We start from the raw sequence: 17,472 nt of genomic DNA on the forward strand, positions 1-17,472 counted from the left end.
CTGCTGATATTCCTGAGGGAGTTGGAATCATGGCCACTGGTGCCATGAATCGCTGGACGAAGTCACTCTCGGACGCGAAGCCGGTCGCGTACTGGCTCGACGACCCCGGCCGCCCCGAGGCCCGTCCCGCCCTCACCGGCGACGAGCGGTGCGACCTGCTCGTCGTCGGCGGCGGCTACAGCGGCCTGTGGACCGCGCTCATCGCCAAGGAGCGCGACCCCGGGCGGGACGTCGTCCTCGTCGAGGGCCGCGAGATCGGCTGGGCCGCCTCCGGGCGCAACGGCGGGTTCTGCGCCGCCTCCCTCACGCACGGCACGGCCAACGGGCTCGCCCGCTGGCCGAAGGAGATCAAGCGACTGGAGGAGCTGGGCGCCGCCAACCTCGACGCCATCGAGGCGGCCGTCGCCCGCTACTCCCTCGACTGCGACTTCGAGCGCACCGGCGAGCTGGACGTGGCGACCCAGCCGCACCAGGTCACCGAACTGCGCGAGTTCTACGAGGAGTTGGGCGAGGGCGGCCTCGCGGACGGCCTGGAACTCCTGGACGCGGACCAGACCCGCGAACAGGTCAACTCGCCGACCTTCCAGGGCGCCCTGTACGACCGTCGCGGCGTCGCCATGCTCCACCCGGCGAAGCTCGCCTGGGGTCTCAAGCAGGCCTGCCTCGACCTCGGCGTACGCATCTACGAGAACACCCCGGCCACCGAGCTCGCCTCGAACGCCACCGGCGTCGCGGTCCGCACCCCGTACGGCCGCGTCTTCGCCCAGCACGCCGCGCTCGGCACGAACGTCTTCCCGTCGCTGGTCAAGCGGGTCCGCCCGTACACGGTCCCGGTCTACGACTATGCGCTGATGACCGAGCCGCTGACGGACGGTCAGCTGGAGTCGATCGGCTGGAAGAACCGGCAGGGGCTCGGCGACTCGGCCAACCAGTTCCACTACTTCCGTCTGTCGGCCGACAACCGCGTCCTCTGGGGCGGCTACGACGCGATCTACCCGTACGGGGGCCGGGTCCGCGCCGAGCACGACCACCGCCCGGAGACGTACGCGAAGCTCGCCGGCCACTTCTTCACCTGCTTCCCGCAGCTGGAGGGCCTCAACTTCACGCACGCGTGGGGCGGCGCGATCGACACCTGCTCGCGCTTCTCCGCGTTCTTCGGCACGGCGCACGGGGGCAAGGTCGCCTACGCCGCCGGGTACACCGGGCTCGGTGTCGGCGCGACGCGCTTCGGCGCGGACGTGATGCTCGACCTGCTGTCCGGGGAGCGCACGGAACGCACGGAGCTTGAGATGGTCCGCTCCAAGCCCCTGCCCTTCCCGCCGGAACCGTTCGCGTACACGGGAATCGCCCTCACCAAGTGGTCCCTGGCCCGCGCCGACGACAACGGGGGGCGCCGCAATGTCTGGCTGAAGGCGATGGACGCGGTGGGCCTGGGCTTCGACAGCTGACGCCGCGCCGTGTGCGGCCGGCCGCCCGGTGGGGGCTTCTCGCGCAGTTCCCCGCGCCCCTGAGGCATGCGCTCCGCGCAGCCTCCTCGCCCGCACCGGCGCCTGGCGTCAGTCCGTCAACGTCCCCTGGTGAAAGTACATCCGCCACCCGGCCTCCGGGTGGCGGCGCCACACGGAGCTCCGGTTCGCCCGGCGGCCGCCGTCGTCCGTGCGGAACGTGAGGTGCACGACCCCGGGCGCCAGCAGCGTGCCCCGCATGTCGGAGACCCGCGTCGGGGGTTCGGGATCACCGGAGGCCGCCGCGCCCGTCACCGAAAGGATCGTCTCCCGGTCCCACCGCGCCCCCGACGCCCCGAACTCGAAGAACTCCGGATCGAGCAGCGCGCGGACGGCGTCGTCCGACGCCCGCACCACCGGGTCGAGCAGCCGTAGTTCACCCTCGATCGCCGCCTGGATCTGAGCCTGCTCATCCTTCGTCATGCGGCCGAAGCTAGGCGGTCACGCCCGGCTTGATCAACCGGCGTACGCCCAGGTCGCCCGGTGTGACCCGGTTCACTACCAACAAGTAGCCCGAAGTCGCGTAATGCTCGGGCCCCAGCCCCCTCTCGCTCGTGACCGATGGAGTCGAAGCAAGAGGGAGGTCCCGCCATGACTGGCTCAGGGACGGCCAAGTCGGCGGTCGAATGGCTGGTGTCCGTGGCACCGGATCCGGACGCGTGCCGCTGGGAATGGGAGCGCAATCCGCTCGGGGTCGCGCTGCTGCCCGCGGGGAAACAGTGGGACGTACTGATCCTGCCGGGGGAGTTGGGCTACCCGACCCTCGACGTGCTCACCCGCGTCATCGACCGCCCGGGCCCGGTGCTCGCGGACTTCGGCGACGCCCGCATGGGCTTCTTCGTGCCCGCCGGCACGGCCGCCCGCTGGCTCGGCACGGGTGTGCGGGGAGCGGGCCGCGGCACCTGGATCGTGGTCCCGTACCCGGGCCGGTCCACCGGTGGTGTGCGCTGGCTGGTGCCGCCGGACGGCCAGGGCACGCTCACCGATCCGGCCCTGCTGGAACTGGCGATGCACGAGGCGGCGGCCCAACTGGCCAGGGACGTGGGGGAGTAGGAGCAGGCTGAACCCTTGACAACTCAATTGGTCTGGACCAAGTTGGGCGCGCTCCACCGATTCGCGCCCCCTTCCCCCGCCACGCCCGGAGGCAGTCATGGCCCGTACCAGACCACCCCGCAGACTTCTGACCGCCATGACGGCGGCGGCGCTGGCCGCCGCCGGCCTCGCGGCGGTGTCCGCCCCCGCCCACGCCGCCGACACCGACCTGGCCCGCAACGGCGGCTTCGAGTCGGGCCTGGACGGCTGGACATGCTCGGCGGGCACCGGGAAGACGGTCAACTCGCCCACGCACAGCGGGACTTCGGCCCTCCAGGCGACTCCGACCGCGTCCGACAACGCCCAGTGCGCGCAGACGGTGACGGTCAAGCCGGACTCCACGTACACCCTCTCCGGCTACGTCCGCGGTTCCTACGTCTACCTGGGCGCGAGCGGCACCGGCACCACGGACGTCTCGACGTGGACCCAGTCGGCCCCGGACTGGCAGAAGTTGACGACGACGTTCAAGACCGGCCCCTCCACCACCAAGGTCACGCTCTACACCCACGGCTGGTACGGCACCCCGGCCTACACCGCCGACGACCTCTCCCTCCTCGGCCCCGGCACCGAGGCCCCCGTCCCCCCGGCGGCCCCCGCGACCGTGACGGCGGGCACCGTCACCGCCACCAGCATCGCCCTCTCCTGGCCGGCGGTCCCCGGCGCGACGAGCTACGCGGTCTACGTCAACGGCACCAAGTCCCGCACCGTGACCGGCACGTCGACCACCCTCACCGGCCTCACGCCCGCCACGGCGTACAGCCTCCAGGTCGCCGCGCTCAACGACGCCGGTGAGTCGGCGAAGTCGACGGCGGTGACGGCGACGACGGGCCAGGGCACCGGAGGAGGCGGCGGCTCCGCCGACCTCCCCGCCCACGCCCTGGTCGGCTACCTGCACGCGAGCTTCGCCAACGGCTCCGGCTACACCCGCCTCGCCGACGTCCCCGACAGCTGGGACGTCATCGACCTCGCCTTCGGCGAACCCACCTCCACCACCTCCGGCGACATCCGCTTCAACCGCTGCCCGGTCACCGAGTGCCCGAACGTCGAGTCGGACGCCGACTTCAAGGCGGCGATCAAGGCCAAGCAGGCGGCGGGCAAGAAGGTCCTGATCTCGATCGGCGGCCAGAACGGCCAGGTCCAGCTCACCACCACGGCGGCCCGCGACACCTTCGTCTCGTCCGTCTCCAAGATCATCGACACCTACGGCCTCGACGGCCTCGACATCGACTTCGAGGGCCACTCCCTGTCCCTGAACACGGGCGACACGGACTTCAAGAACCCGACCACGCCGGGAATCGTGAACCTGATCTCGGCGCTGAAGACCCTCAAGGCCAAGTACGGCGACACGTTCGTCCTGACGATGGCCCCGGAGACCTTCTTCGTCCAGAACGGCTACCAGTTCTACGGAAGCGGCAAGTGGGGCGGCCAGGACCCGCGCTGCGGCGCGTACCTCCCGGTGATCTACGCCATGCGCGACGACCTGAGCCTCCTGCACGTCCAGGACTACAACTCGGGCCCGATCGTGGGCCTCGACAACCAGTACCACTCCATGGGCGGCGCCGACTTCCACATCGCGATGACCGACATGCTCCTGACGGGCTTCCCGGTCGCGGGTGACGCGGGCAACGTCTTCCCGCCGCTGCGCCCCGACCAGGTCGCGATCGGTATGCCGGCCTCCACGAACGCGGGCAACGGCTACGTGTCCCCGGCCGAGACGAACAAGGCCCTGAACTGCCTCACCAAGAAGACCGACTGCGGCTCGTACGCCACCCACGGCACCTGGCCCGCGCTGCGCGGCCTGATGACGTGGTCGGTGAACTGGGACCGGTTCAACAACTGGGAGTTCCAGAAGAACTTCGACGCGTACTTCGGCTGACCCCGCCCGCCCCACGGCTGAGCGCGTACGCCGCGACGTACAGGAGTACCGCGCTCAGGCACCAGCTCCCCACCACGTCGACCGGCCAGTGATAGCCCTGCCGGACGAGCCCCAGGCCTACGGCCGCGTTCAACACGACGCAGCCGTAGGCCGGTTCGCGGCGGTGGAGCAGGAGCGCGCACAGCCCGTACGCGACCGCCGCCGTCGCCGCGTGCCCCGACGGGTAGAAGCCCGTCTCCGGGGCCATCGGCGGCGGGCCGGGGCGGGCCAGCAGGGACTGGAGGGGGCCGACCAGGACCGGGACCAGGGCCATGGTGAGGACCGCGACGGTCGCCGGGAGCCAGTGCCGGGTGCGGTACGTGACGTACGCGAGGACGGCGGCCAGGACCGGCAGCGCGACCTGGAGATTGCCGAGGTCCGCGAAGAACTCGGCCGGGCCGGAGGGGATGCCGCCGGTGCGGATCGCGTCGCCGAGGCGTTCGTCGGGGCCGAGGAGGGGGCCGACCGTGGCCACCTGCCAGGTCAGCACCGCGAAGAGGAGGGCCGCGAGAAGGGCCGAAAAAGTGGCCGGGCGCCCCGGAGCAGGGGGGGTAGCTCCGAGGCGCCCGAACTGATCGGGGTGCCGCGCGCCCCGGGGGGTTTGGGGCGGGCGACCGTCCGATCGGTGAGGAGTTCCGGAGCCGGAAGCTCCGGGTGTGTGCGCGAGGGCACGACCAGGGCGGGGCTGGGGAGGCTCCGACCCGGGTTCGCCCACAGTCCCCTGTGGGCGGGGTGTTTCTCTCATCTGCAGGAACCGTACGTCAGGGGCTGGGGGTGCGACAGCCGGTTCGGCAAGCTGCCATCGGGCCCCCACACCTTCTTCACACGGCCCGACCGTCACCGCAGGTCAGCGGAATGGTTACCGCTTCAACCGTGGCCGGACGGGCCCTGTGACGCCAGTTTCCCAGAGCGGTCAGAGAGCCGCGAAAGCGTTCTCGATGATGTCGAGGCCCTCGTTGAGCAGATCCTGGCCGATGACCAGCGGGGGCAGGAAGCGCAGCACGTTGCCGTAGGTGCCACAGGTGAGGACGAGCAGGCCCTCGGCGTGGCAGGCCTTGGCGAGCGCCGCGGCGGCCTCCGGGTTCGGCTCCTTGGTCGCCGGGTCCTTGACCAGCTCGATGGCGATCATCGCGCCGCGGCCACGGATCTCGCCGATGGCCGGGAACTTCTCCTGCATGGCGCCCAGGCGCGCCTTCATCGTCCGCTCGATCTCCTTCGCCTTGGCGTTGAGGTCGAGCTCCTTCATCGTCTCGATGGCGCCGAGCGCACCGGCGCAGGCCACCGGGTTGCCGCCGTAGGTGCCGCCGAGGCCGCCCGCGTGCGCGGCGTCCATGATCTCCGCCTTGCCGGTCACCGCGGCGAGCGGAAGGCCGCCCGCGATGCCCTTGGCGGTCGTGATCAGGTCCGGGACGATGCCCTCGTCCTCGCACGCGAACCACTGGCCGGTGCGGCAGAAGCCGGACTGGATCTCGTCCGCGACGAAGACGATGCCGTTGTCGGCGGCGAACTGGCGCACCGCCGGGAGGAAGCCCTTGGCCGGCTCGATGAAGCCGCCCTCGCCGAGCACCGGCTCGATGATGATCGCGGCGACGTTGTCCGCGCCGACCTGCTTGGTGATCTGGTCGATCGCCTGGGCGGCGGCCTCCGGGCCGGCGTTCTCCGGGCCGGTCGGCCAGCGGTAGCCGTAGGCCACCGGGACGCGGTAGACCTCGGGCGCGAACGGGCCGAAGCCGTTCTTGTACGGCATGTTCTTGGCTGTCAGAGCCATCGTCAGGTTCGTACGGCCGTGGTAGCCGTGGTCGAAGACGATGACCGCCTGGCGCTTGGTGTACGCACGGGCGATCTTGACCGCGTTCTCCACGGCCTCGGCGCCGGAGTTGAAGAGGGCCGACTTCTTGGCGTGGTCGCCCGGGGTCAGCTCGGCGAGCGCCTCGGCGACCTCCACGTAACCCTCGTACGGCGTGACCATGAAGCAGGTGTGCGTGAACTCCTGCAGCTGGGCCGAGGCGCGGCGCACGACGGCCTCGGCGGAGGCGCCGACCGACGTGACGGCGATGCCGGAGCCGAAGTCGATCAGACGGTTGCCGTCGACGTCCTCGATGATGCCGCGGTCCACGCGGGCGGTGAAGACCGGCAGCGTGGAGCCCACGCCCGCGGCGACGGCGGCGAGGCGGCGCTTCTGCAGCTCCTGCGACTTCGGGCCGGGGATGGCGGTGACGACGCGGCGCTCCTGCGGGATGTCGCTCATGCGGGGCTCCTGGTTCTGGTTCCGGTCCGGCTAGCGGTTTCACCGGGTTCGTACGGGGGGTTTCCTCGCAGGTTAGGTGCGGTCCGGGGACGTGGTCATGCTCCATCGGGGTGGGGTTCGCGCGAGTCGTTGTCCGCCGTGGACATGTACGTACGGAGTCGCGTACCGGCGGAAGGTACGCGTAACGGGGCGCGTAAACGGTGAACTCCCTAGGTACGGGCACTACATTGAGGCCGATTCGCAGAAAAGCGCGGGCTGAGCAGGGGGCAAGGGTCATGGACACCGACGGCACGCAGGGCACGGGCGGCACGCACGGCTCCGCGGCGGAGCGGGAGCGCGCCGCCGGCGCCGCCGTGCCACACCCGGCCCGCCCGGTCACGCCGCCGCCCCGGCCCGCGCACGCGCCCGGCGTGCGCGACGAAGGCGCGGCGGGTTCGGAGTTCCTGGCCTGGCTGCGCACGCCGCGGCCGGCCGCCGCGCCGGGCGTGTGGCGGTTCGGGCACCGGCCCCGCCCCGACGTGGAGCCGGAGGTGACGCCGACCCGCCAGCTGCTGAGCGGCGCCGTCATCGCGTTCCTGGTCGGCTGGCTGGTGTGGTCGCTGCTGTGGAACGGCTACCTGGGCGGCTGGTGGCTGCTCCCGCTGTACGCGATGGTCCCGGACTCCTGGGCGTCCCCGCACTCCTTCATGTCCGTGGTCGTCGTCTACCTCTACTACGGCGTGTTCGCCGTCGGGATCATGGTCGGCGTCGGGCGGCTCGGCCGCTGGGGCGAGATCTGGCGGCGCTTCGGCTATCCGGCGTGGCGCAAGGCCGCGGCCCCGGTGCAGGCCGCCCGGCCCGTCGCGCCCGAGACCGACCCCGTGCAGTGGCCCACGCTGCGCGAGGCCGGCGCCGCCGAGGCCGCCGACCGGCTCGGGGCCGACGCCCGCGCGGGCCTGATGCGCGACGTCGACCACGCCCGCATCGCCCGCGCCTGGCAGGGCGTGAAGCGCGGTCGGCACTCGCTCGCCGCGTTCTCCGCCGCCGTCGTCAAGGACGGCGCCGCCGCCTGCCCGCACCCCTCCGGCATCCGTGACCTGCCGTCCCGCGCGGCCCGCCACGACCTGGGCACCGCGCAGGTCAGGCTCGGCGCGGCCGCCGACGACGAGCGCAATCCGTACGCGTACCGCGGCGTCGGGCTCGGCATCGGCCCCGATCTGCTCGGCACGTCCCTGCTCGCGGTCGGGCCGCCCGGCGCCGGCAAGACCAGCGCCGTCGTCTGGCCGCTCGCCGAGTCGCTGTGCCTCGGCGCGCTCGCCGGGCGGGCCGCCGTGGTCGTCGTCGGGGCGGCCGGTGCCGGGCTCGGCTCGCAGGACGCGTACGACGTCGTGGTCGGCGTCGGGCAGGCCGACTCCGTCTACGACCTCGACCTCTACGGCGGCAGCACGGACCCGGACGAGGCCGCGGCCGTGCTCGCCGAAGCCCTCGTCGGCGACCTCGCCGACCCGCACCCGAGCGGCGACAGCCGCCGCTCGACGACGGTCCTGGCCCAGCTCCTGGGCCCGTACCACGCGGTGCACGCCCGCTTCCCCTCCGTCCCCGAGCTGCGGCAGCTGCTCGACGGGACACCCACCGCCCTCGGCGCGCTGCGCAAGGCGCTCACCGAGGCCGGGCACGACGCGATGCTGCGCGAACTCGACGCCCGCGAGCGGCAGTTGGGGCACCCGGGCGACGTGGGCACGGTGCTCGCCGACCGGATCGCGCTGCTCGACCGGCCCGCCTTCGCGTCGTTCTTCGACACGTCGGGCCGGACCCGGCCGTTCTCGCTGAGAGCGCTCGACCACCCCGTCCGGGTCCGGATCGACCTGCCGGAGCGCGGGCATGCCGACGCCTCCCGGATCCTGGCCCGGCTCGTCCTCGCCCAGTTCACGGCGAGCGTCGCGGTGCGCGAGGACCGGTCCCTGTTCGCCTGCCTCGTCCTCGACGACGCCACCGGAGTCGTGACGCCCCAGGCCGTCCGCGCCGTCCAGCGGCTGCGTTCGGCGAACGCCGGGGCCGTGCTGACCCTGCGCACCCTCGACGACGTACCCCGCCCACTGCGCTCCCCGCTGCTCGGCTCGGTCGGCTGCCGCATGGCACTGTCCGGGCTGACGCCCTGGGACGGCCAGGACTTCGCCGAGGTCTGGGGCAAGGAGTGGACCGAGGCCCGGGACGTCACCGACCGGCAGATCATCGCCGAGACCCCGGCGGGCAAGGCGCTGCACGCGGTGCGCCGGGTGATCACCGGCCGGGCGCCGACCGCCCGCGCCGTCACCGTGCGCCAGGTCGAGCGCGAACGCTGGTCCGCCTCCGACCTCGCGCACGCCGTCCCGCCCGGCCACGCCGTGCTCTCCCTCACGACGGTGCGGGGGGAACACGCTCCTCCGCTGCTCGTGGACCTGCGGGGCTGAGACGGGCCCGACGGTTGGCTGAGGATCGTGGGGCGCGGCCCCGGCAGTACGTACGGTGAGGCAGAATCGGCACGGGGCGTTCATACGGAGCGTCCAAAAGCTTCACAACCGTGCCCCACTCGTACCACCCCGCTCGTACCGCCTCAGCCGTACCCGAGAATCAACCGAAGGCCGTCATGCCGCCCACGCTCGCCTCGCTCGTCCACCACTCGGCGCTCAAACTCACCGTGCGCGCGGGCGAGGCACACCTGGACACCCCCGTCCGCTGGGCGCACGTGAGCGAACTCGCCGATCCGGTTCCGTACATGGAGGGTGGCGAGCTGCTGCTCATCACCGCCCTGAAGCTGGACGCCGAGGACCCCGACGCCATGCGGCGGTACGTGAAGCGGCTCGTCGGCGCGGGTGTCGTCGGGCTCGGCTTCGCGGTCGGCGTCAACTACGACGCCGTACCGGAAGCACTCGTGAAGGCGGCGCAGGACGAGGGGCTGCCGCTGGTGGAGGTGCCGCCGCGCACCCCCTTCATCGCCATCAGCAAGGCGGTGTCCGCCGCCATCGCCGCCGACCAGTACCGCGCCGTGACCTCCGGCTTCGCCGCGCAGCGCGAACTGACCAAGCAGGCGCTCGGCGAGGGCCCCGAAGGACTCCTCTCCGTGCTCGCCGCGCAGGTCGACGGGTGGGCCGCGCTGTACGACGCCTCGGGCGCAGTCGTCGCCACCGCGCCGGATTGGGCCGGGCGCCGGGCGGCCCGCCTCACCGCCGACGTGGAGCGGCTGCGGGACCGGCCCGCGCCCGCCAGCGCCGTCGTCGCGGGCGGCGCCGACGACCGGGTGGAACTGCACTCGATCGGTACGGGACGCAGACCGCGGGCGGCGCTCGCGGTCGGCACCGCGGCGGCCCTCGGCACCGCCGAGCGCTACGCCCTGCACTCCGCCATCGCGCTGCTGACCCTGACGACCGAACGCTCGCGGGCCCTGTACGCGGCCGAGCAGCGGATCGGCGCCGCGGTGCTGCGGATGCTCCTCGCGGGGGAGCCGGACCATGCCCGGGCCGTCGCCGGTGATCTGTACGGGGCGCTGCTCGACGCGCCGTTCCGGATGGTGCTCGCGGAGGCCGTGGCGGCGCCGCCGAGCGGGGTCGCGTCCACCGGGGGCCCGGTGACCGGGACCGCGTTGCTGCTCGCCGAGGCGGTGACCGGGGCGGGCGGCTCGGCCGGCGACCCCGTCTCGGTCCTGGTCGACGTCGCCGAGTCCGCCGCGGCACGCTCGGGCGAGGCCGTGCTCGTCGTGCCGGACGGGGAGCGGGTGGTGCTGCTCGTGGTCGACGGGGGTGCGGCCGCGGAGGCGTGCGCGCAGTACGCGGAGGCGCTGGAGGCGACGCGGGCGGGCGGGTCCGGGTCGGGGTCCGGCTCCGGCTCCGGTTCCGGCTCCGGCTCCGGCTCCGGGGAGGAGCTGGTCGTCGGGCTCTCCGCGCCGTCCGGGCCGATCGCGGCGGCCACCGCGTTCAAGCAGGCCGAGCAGGCACTGTCGGTCGCGCGCCGGCGCGGGCGGATCCTGGTCGAGCACGAGGACGTCGTCGCCGGTTCGGTGCTGCCGCTGCTCGGGGACGACGCGGTGCGGGCGTTCGCGGACGGGCTGCTGCGGGCGCTGCGCGACCATGACGCGACGGGCCGGGGTGACCTGGTCGCCTCGCTGCGGGCGTGGTTGTCGCGGCACGGTCAGTGGGACGCCGCCGCGGCGGATCTCGGGGTTCACCGGCACACGTTGCGGTACCGGATGCGTCGGGTCGAGGAGATCCTGGGGCGGTCGCTGGACGATCCGGATGTGCGGATGGAGCTGTGGCTGGCGTTGAAGGCGACCGGGGCGTAGGCGCTGCCGCGCCGTTGCGGGGCGCGGTGGTGGGCGTCCGCGGCTTGCGTCGCGGCTGGCTGCGCGGAGCGCATGCCTCAGGGGCGTCTCGTTGCCGGGTGACGGCCGGTGGGGCTTCTCGCGCAGTTCCCCGCGCCCCTGAAGCGTGCGCTGCGCGCAGCTTCCCCTGAAGTGAGTGGAGCTCGCTCTCAGGGGNGCGGGGAACTGCGCGACCAGCCACCCACGCACCCGCACCCGGCGACGAATCGGGAACCTCGCAAACGCCACTCCGAACCGGACAACAAGGCGGCCCGAACACTCCAGCACGGCCGAATGAAATCGCCCGGCACCCACCTAACGTGGACCTCGCACAAGCCCACGAACACGGAGAGGCCGGTAGAAGACACATGACCGCCACCCACGCCTTCTGGCTCGCCGGCCGCCAGGCCACCGGGGACGACACCTTCGACGTCCACAACTCCTACGACGGCCGCCTCGTCGGCACCGTCGCCGTGCCGACCGAGGCCCAGGTCGAGGAGGCCGTCGCCGCCGCCCACGCCGTGGTCGACGAGTTCGCCGCGACCCCGGCGCACGTCCGCGCCAAGGCCCTGAACCACGTCGCCGACCGCCTCACCGAGCGCACCGAGGAGATCGCCCAGCTGATCTCCGCCGAGAACGGCAAGCCGATCAAGTGGGCCCGAGGCGAGGTCGGCCGCGCGGTCTCCGTGTTCCGGTTCGCCGCCGAGGAGGCCCGCCGCTGGAACAGCGGTGACGCCCAGCGCCTCGACACCGACGCCGGCGGCCAGGGCCGCCTCGCCCTGACCCGCCGCATCCCCAAGGGCGTCGTCCTCGGCATCGCGCCGTTCAACTTCCCGCTGAACCTGAGCGCCCACAAGGTCGCTCCGGCCATCGCGGTCGGCGCCCCGATCATCCTCAAGCCGGCGCCCGCGACCCCGATCTCCTCCCTGATCCTGGGCGAGCTGCTCGCCGAGACGGACCTCCCCGCGGGTTCGTGGTCGGTCCTCACCGTCCCGAACGACAAGATGCCCGCCCTGGTCCAGGACGAGCGGCTCCCGGTCATCTCGTTCACCGGCTCGGGCCCGGTCGGCTACGCGATCATGGACAGCGTCCCGCGCAAGCACTGCACCCTGGAGCTCGGCGGCAACGGCGCGGCCGTCGTCCTCGCCGACTACGCCTCCGAGAAGGACCTGGACTGGGCCGCGTCCCGCATCGCGACCTTCTCCAACTACCAGGGCGGCCAGTCCTGCATCTCGGTGCAGCGCGTCATCGCCGACGCCGCCGTCTACGACCGGCTGCTCCCGAAGATCGTCGCCGCCGTCGAGGCGCAGGTCACCGGCGACCCGGCCGACGACGCCACCGACGTGGGCCCGCTGGTCAGCGAGGACGCCGCCCGGCGCGTAGAGGCGTGGGTGACCGAGGCCGTCTACGCCGGCGCCTCCCTCCTCGCCGGTGGCAAGCGGGACGGTGCCACGTACGCGCCGACCGTCCTCGCCGACGTACCGGCCGACGTCACGATCTCCTGCGAGGAGGTCTTCGGCCCGGTCCTGACGGTGAAGAAGGTGGACGGCGAGGCCGAGGCGTTCGCGGCCGTCAACGACTCCAAGTACGGCCTCCAGGCGGGCGTCTTCACGCACGACCTGCAGACCGCCTTCCGCGCCCACCGCGCGCTCGAGGTCGGCGGCGTCGTCGTCGGCGACGTGCCGTCCTACCGCGCCGACCAGATGCCGTACGGCGGCGCCAAGCAGTCCGGCGTCGGCCGTGAGGGCGTGCGCTACGCGATGGACGACTACACCTACGAGCGGGTCCTGGTCCTGACCGGCCTCGCCCTGTAGCCGACCCGCGAGAACCCGGCGCGCGCCTGTCCCGCGCGCCGGACACACGACGGCCGGAGCCCACTGTGCGGGGGCTCCGGCCGTCTCGTTTCCCGCCGGCTCGTCGCGGACGCGTTCCTCGGGCTCTCAGGTCCTACGAGCCTCGGGTCACGGCCGCGTTCCCAGACGGGCGAGGGCGAAGGTCTGCAGGAGCCGGGCGACGGCGGGCGACATGCCGTGCATCAGCAGTCGGCGTCCCTGGCGGGGCCACGGCCGCAGCGCGTGCAGCAGGCCCGAGTCGGCGAAGGTGACCGCCGCGGTGACGAGGTGCAGGCGGGTGAATCCGTGGTCCGCGGCCGCGGCCAGCATCACCCGCAGCGGGGCCGACGAATGGTGGTCCGCCTCGCCTGCCAGGGTGATGCGCAGGGTGTGCGGGTCAGGGGTGGCGACGGAACGGATGAGTATGTCGCCGGGCGCGGGGTCCGGGCCCGGCTCCGCCGCCGGTGACGGGGCCGCCGCGGGCGGGGGAGGGGGCGCGCCGGTCGTGGCGGCGAGGGGCAGTATCGGGTGGGTCGTCGCGGTAGTCACGTCCTCATCAACGCCGATCGGGCGGGGCGAGGATGTGGGGCGCGCTCGCGGTTCACCCGCCGGGCACCGCCCGATGCCCGGCACGGGCGAACGCCGCCACCCGCCCGGGGGACCCCCGCCCGGCACGACAAGGCCCTCCCCGCGATCGCGCTCGGGCGCGATCGGCAGGGAGGGCCTCGGTTCAGAACCCCGGTACGAAGAAGAGGGCGTGTCGGTCGAGCGTCAGACGATGCGCTCCTGCGCGTCGAACTGGTCGACCGGCTCGTTGGTGCAGGCCGCCACGGGGCCGCCGAGCACGTTGCCGCCGACGCCCTGGGGCGCGGGGACGGCGCAGCGCAGGTCGACGTTGACGAACGAGGCGCCGTAACTGTTGAGGATGCCGCCCGGGTCGCCGCCGATGGCCACGTCGCCGTTGTTGGTGGCGAACTCCTGGGCGCCGCCGTCCGCGGCCGCCACGCCGGAAGCGCCGAGGGTCGCGGCGGTGGCCGCCGCGGCGAGCGCGACACCGGTCAGAACTTTGCGGATCATCTCTGCTCCAATTGAGAGGGAATGAGCGTGAGGAGGACGGTCGCATATGCGGCCGTCACCCGGAGAGAACCGGAAATCCGGGCAAAGGTCACCGGGCTTCATTCATTCAGATCAATTACGCACCGCAATATGGCGTATTCATTCTCAGGAAAATCCACATATTCACGCGAATGCGTAAATGGAGAAAGGGAAAAGAGAGAGCCCTTCCGGCCGTGCAAGGAGGAGACGCGGCCGGAAGGGCTCGGCTCGGGCGTGCGGCCCGGAAGGGTCCCTGACCAGAGGTCAGAGAATGCGCTCGGGGGCGTCGAACTGGTCGACCGGCGCGTTGTTGCAGGTGGTGACCGGACCGCCGAGCACGTTGCCGCCGACGCCCTGGGCTGCCGGGACGGCGCAGCGCAGGTCGACGTCGACGAACGGGGCGCCGTAGGTGTTGGCGATGCCACCCGGGTCGCCGGCGATGGCGACATCACCGTTGTTGGTGGAGAACTCCGTGGCGCCGGTGCCCGTGCCGCTGACCGTCTCGCCGTAGGCGACGCGCGCGGCCTGGTTCATGTCGTGCGCGCTCGTCGTCATGTTCTCGGCCTCGGGGCCCGAGCCCGTCGTGGCGGAGGCGACGCCCGCGGCGCTCACGGTGGCAGCGGTGGCGGCGGTCGCGAGCGCGGCGCCGGCCAGAACCTTCCGGATCATTTCTGCTCCAAATTTCAGAGGGGGTGACTTCTGCATTCTGCAGTGCTCTTGCCGCTGAAACACGGCACCCGGCGCACAGGTCACCTGTATTCACGCATTCAGTCCATTGAGTCGCCACGGAAAACGGGACATAAATCTGGGCCGATAAATATTCGCTGAATATGCCGACCGCACGACCCCGTGCGCGGGGGCTGGCCGGGATGCCCGGAATCGGGTACATACGATCGAGTAGCACCGGCCGGTAACGGACCGGGCCGGTGGACCCGACGCGCGGCGAGGTGAACCTCATGTCCGCAACACCCCAGCATCAGGCGAAGGTCTCCGAACGGGAGGCCCGGCAGGTCGCCGAGGCCGCACGCGAACAGGACTGGCGCAAGCCCAGCTTCGCGAAGGAACTCTTCCTCGGCCGGTTCCGGGTCGACCTGATCCACCCGCACCCGCTGCCCGCCGACGAGGACGCGCGGCGCGGGGAGGAGTTTCTCGCCAAACTGCGCGACTTCTGCGAGACGGAGATCGACTCGGCCCGCATCGAGCGCGAGGCGCGGATCCCGGACGAGACGATCAACGGGCTCAAGGAGCTCGGCGCGTTCGGCATGAAGATCGACACGAAGTACGGGGGCCTCGGCCTCACGCAGGTCTACTACAACAAGTCGCTCGCGCTGGTCGGTTCGGCGTCCCCGGCGATCGGCGCGCTGCTCTCCGCGCACCAGTCCATCGGCGTACCGCAGCCGTTGAAGCTGTTCGGGACGCAGGAGCAGAAGGACACGTTCCTGCCGCGCTGTGCCCGTACCGACATCAGCGCGTTCCTGCTGACCGAGCCCGACGTCGGCTCCGACCCGGCGCGCCTCGCCACGACGGCGGTCCCGGACGGCGACGCGTACGTCCTCGACGGCGTGAAGCTGTGGACGACGAACGGGGTCGTCGCCGACCTGCTCGTCGTCATGGCGCGCGTCCCGAAGTCCGAGGGCCACAAGGGCGGCATCACCGCGTTCGTCGTGGAGGCCGACTCGCCCGGCGTCACCGTGGAGAACCGCAACGCCTTCATGGGCCTGCGCGGCCTGGAGAACGGCGTCACCCGCTTCCACCAGGTGCGGGTCCCGGCCGCGCACCGGATCGGCCCGGAGGGCGCGGGCCTGAAGATCGCGCTGACCACCCTGAACACCGGCCGCCTCTCGCTGCCCGCCATGTGCGTCGGCGCGGGCAAGTGGTGCCTGAAGATCGCCCGCGAGTGGTCGGCGGCGCGCGAGCAGTGGGGCAAGCCGGTCGCGTTCCACGAGGCCGTCGGCGCGAAGATCAGCTTCATCGCGGCGACGACGTTCGCCCTCGAAGCCGTCCTCGACCTGTCCTCGCAGATGGCGGACGAGGACCGCAACGACATCCGCATCGAGGCGGCCCTCGCCAAGCTGTACGGCTCCGAGATGGCCTGCCTGATGGCCGACGAACTCGTCCAGATCCGCGGCGGCCGCGGCTTCGAGACCGCCGACTCGCTCGCCGCGCGCGGCGAACGCGCCGTCCCCGCCGAGCAGATCCTGCGCGACCTGCGCATCAACCGCATCTTCGAGGGCTCGACCGAGATCATGCACCTGCTGATCGCGCGCGAGGCCGTCGACGCCCACCTGTCGGTCGCCGGGGATCTGATCGACCCGGAGAAGTCCCTGTCCGACAAGGCGAAAGCGGGCGCGAAGGCGGGCGGCTTCTACGCACGCTGGCTGCCGAAACTGGTCGCGGGACCCGGCCAACTCCCGCGCTCCTACGCCGAGTTCCACCCGGAGGGCCACCGCGACCTCTCCGGCCACCTGCGCTACGTGGAGCGCTCGGCCCGCAAACTCGCCCGCTCCACCTTCTACGCCATGTCCCGCTGGCAGGGCCGCATGGAGACCAAGCAGGGCTTCCTCGGCCGGATCGTCGACATCGGCGCCGAGCTGTTCGCGATGAGCGCGGCCTGCGTGCGCGCCGAACTCCTGCGCACCACCGAGGACTACGGCCGCGAGGCGTACCAACTCGCCGACGTCTTCTGCCGCCAGGCCCGCATCCGCGTCGACGAGCTCTTCGACCGCCTGTGGACCAACACCGACGAGCTGGACCGCAAGGTCGTCGAGGGCGTGCTCGGCGGCACGTACACCTGGCTGGAGCAGGGCGTCGTGGACCCGAGCGGCGAGGGTCCGTGGATCGCCGACGCGACGCCCGGCCCGTCGAAGCTGGAGAACCTGCACCGGCCCGTCCGCTGACGCTCACTCCCCGGGCCCCGGAACGATCCGCCAGAACGCGCCCGGGGCCGAACGCTCCCCGGCCATGGACGTACGGGCGAGCCGGCCACCTCGGCCGAGGGCCGCCGGGGAGGGCCGGCGGATCCGCCGGTAGAGTCCGGCGGATCCGTCATGGCCACGACATACACGGGGGCGACCATGGAGCGCGACGAGACGAAGTACCGGGCCGAGCTGGAGCGCCGCTTCCTGGAGGAGACGCAGCGCCACCGCGGCCGCGGCCTCGCGCTGCTCTGGGTCGCCGGCCTGCTCTGGGCCTACGTCGCCCTGCGCCTCCTCCTGCCGTGGAAGATCCTCGGCAACGACCCGGACTGCGACGCGCCGCTCTTCGAGGAGATCTACGTCGACGGCGCCGGCGAGTTCCGCAACCCCTGCGCGGTCGACCCCTGGCCCACCCTCCTCGGCGTCCTCGCGCTCTCCCTCCCGCTCTCGGTCGTCGGAGCGGCGCTCTACGTACGCGGACTGGTGACCGCCAACCTCACCCACTACGTCCGCTCGATGACCCGCTGAGCCCCACTGAGCCCCGCTGGGACGCGCTGA

At 72.3% G+C, this 17,472-nt stretch carries 14 protein-coding genes; 8 read left to right on the forward strand and 6 right to left on the reverse strand.

Annotated features, from left to right (window positions below):
- The first annotated feature begins 29 nt into the window (after positions 1–29).
- Positions 30–1,448: an NAD(P)/FAD-dependent oxidoreductase gene (locus tag B072_RS0116935; RefSeq protein ID WP_026245934.1), complete on the forward strand. Its 1,419-nt coding sequence runs from the start codon at positions 30–32 to the stop codon at positions 1,446–1,448.
- Between the two features lie 108 nt (positions 1,449–1,556).
- On the opposite strand, the gene B072_RS0116940 is transcribed toward B072_RS0116935, so the two are convergent.
- Entirely contained in the window at positions 1,557–1,928 is a 372-nt protein-coding gene (locus B072_RS0116940; RefSeq protein WP_018531146.1) for a DUF4440 domain-containing protein, read from the reverse strand.
- Between the two features lie 168 nt (positions 1,929–2,096).
- Here B072_RS0116940 and B072_RS0116945 point away from each other — a divergent pair, with 168 nt between their 5' ends.
- Complete coding sequence (locus tag B072_RS0116945; RefSeq protein WP_018531147.1) at positions 2,097–2,558, forward strand: hypothetical protein; 462 nt, start codon at positions 2,097–2,099, stop codon at positions 2,556–2,558.
- Positions 2,559–2,655: 97 nt separating this feature from the next.
- Positions 2,656–4,473: a chitinase gene (locus B072_RS0116950; protein WP_026245935.1), complete on the forward strand. Its 1,818-nt coding sequence runs from the start codon at positions 2,656–2,658 to the stop codon at positions 4,471–4,473.
- Here B072_RS0116950 and B072_RS0116955 read toward each other — a convergent pair.
- Both B072_RS0116955 and gabT read right to left on the reverse strand, forming a co-directional pair.
- Positions 4,427–5,002 carry a phosphatase PAP2 family protein gene (locus tag B072_RS0116955; protein WP_026245936.1) on the reverse strand — a complete coding sequence of 192 codons (576 nt, stop codon included), beginning with the start codon at positions 5,000–5,002 and terminating at the stop codon, positions 4,427–4,429. The genes B072_RS0116950 and B072_RS0116955 overlap by 47 nt on opposite strands.
- Before the next feature lie 423 nt (positions 5,003–5,425).
- Positions 5,426–6,760: a 4-aminobutyrate--2-oxoglutarate transaminase gene (gene gabT, locus B072_RS0116960; protein ID WP_018531150.1), complete on the reverse strand. Its 1,335-nt coding sequence runs from the start codon at positions 6,758–6,760 to the stop codon at positions 5,426–5,428.
- Positions 6,761–7,035: 275 nt separating this feature from the next.
- Here gabT and B072_RS0116965 point away from each other — a divergent pair, with 275 nt between their 5' ends.
- The 3 genes from B072_RS0116965 to B072_RS0116975 all read left to right on the forward strand — a co-directional run bounded on the left by B072_RS0116965 (position 7,036) and on the right by B072_RS0116975 (position 12,886).
- A complete protein-coding gene (locus tag B072_RS0116965; protein ID WP_018531151.1) occupies positions 7,036–9,189 on the forward strand; it encodes a hypothetical protein in 2,154 nt (717 codons plus the stop codon).
- A 176-nt stretch (positions 9,190–9,365) separates the two neighbouring features.
- Positions 9,366–11,054 (forward strand): PucR family transcriptional regulator, encoded by a 1,689-nt coding sequence (locus tag B072_RS0116970; protein WP_018531152.1) that lies wholly within the window; start codon positions 9,366–9,368, stop codon positions 11,052–11,054.
- 386 nt (positions 11,055–11,440) lie between these two features.
- Entirely contained in the window at positions 11,441–12,886 is a 1,446-nt protein-coding gene (locus B072_RS0116975; protein WP_018531153.1) for an aldehyde dehydrogenase family protein, read from the forward strand.
- 147 nt (positions 12,887–13,033) lie between these two features.
- On the opposite strand, the gene B072_RS0116980 is transcribed toward B072_RS0116975, so the two are convergent.
- From B072_RS0116980 to B072_RS0116990, 3 genes are all read right to left on the reverse strand, one after another.
- Complete coding sequence (locus B072_RS0116980; protein WP_018531154.1) at positions 13,034–13,453, reverse strand: STAS domain-containing protein; 420 nt, start codon at positions 13,451–13,453, stop codon at positions 13,034–13,036.
- A gap of 222 nt (positions 13,454–13,675) precedes the next feature.
- Positions 13,676–13,981, reverse strand: coding sequence for a hypothetical protein (locus B072_RS0116985; protein ID WP_018531155.1), 306 nt, complete (start codon positions 13,979–13,981; stop codon positions 13,676–13,678).
- Between the two features lie 282 nt (positions 13,982–14,263).
- Positions 14,264–14,668 (reverse strand): hypothetical protein, encoded by a 405-nt coding sequence (locus B072_RS0116990; RefSeq protein ID WP_018531156.1) that lies wholly within the window; start codon positions 14,666–14,668, stop codon positions 14,264–14,266.
- A gap of 287 nt (positions 14,669–14,955) precedes the next feature.
- Between B072_RS0116990 and B072_RS0116995 the strand changes: the two genes are divergently transcribed.
- Positions 14,956–16,896 (forward strand): acyl-CoA dehydrogenase family protein, encoded by a 1,941-nt coding sequence (locus B072_RS0116995; RefSeq protein ID WP_026245937.1) that lies wholly within the window; start codon positions 14,956–14,958, stop codon positions 16,894–16,896.
- Between the two features lie 150 nt (positions 16,897–17,046).
- The gene (locus B072_RS0117000) at positions 17,047–17,442 is read left to right on the forward strand and encodes a hypothetical protein (protein WP_018531158.1); all 396 of its coding nucleotides are present in this window, start codon (positions 17,047–17,049) and stop codon (positions 17,440–17,442) included.
- The last annotated feature ends 30 nt before the right edge of the window (positions 17,443–17,472 follow it).

The sequence above is a fragment of the Streptomyces sp. HmicA12 genome (assembly GCF_000373565.1).
GTDB lineage: Bacteria > Actinomycetota > Actinomycetes > Streptomycetales > Streptomycetaceae > Streptomyces.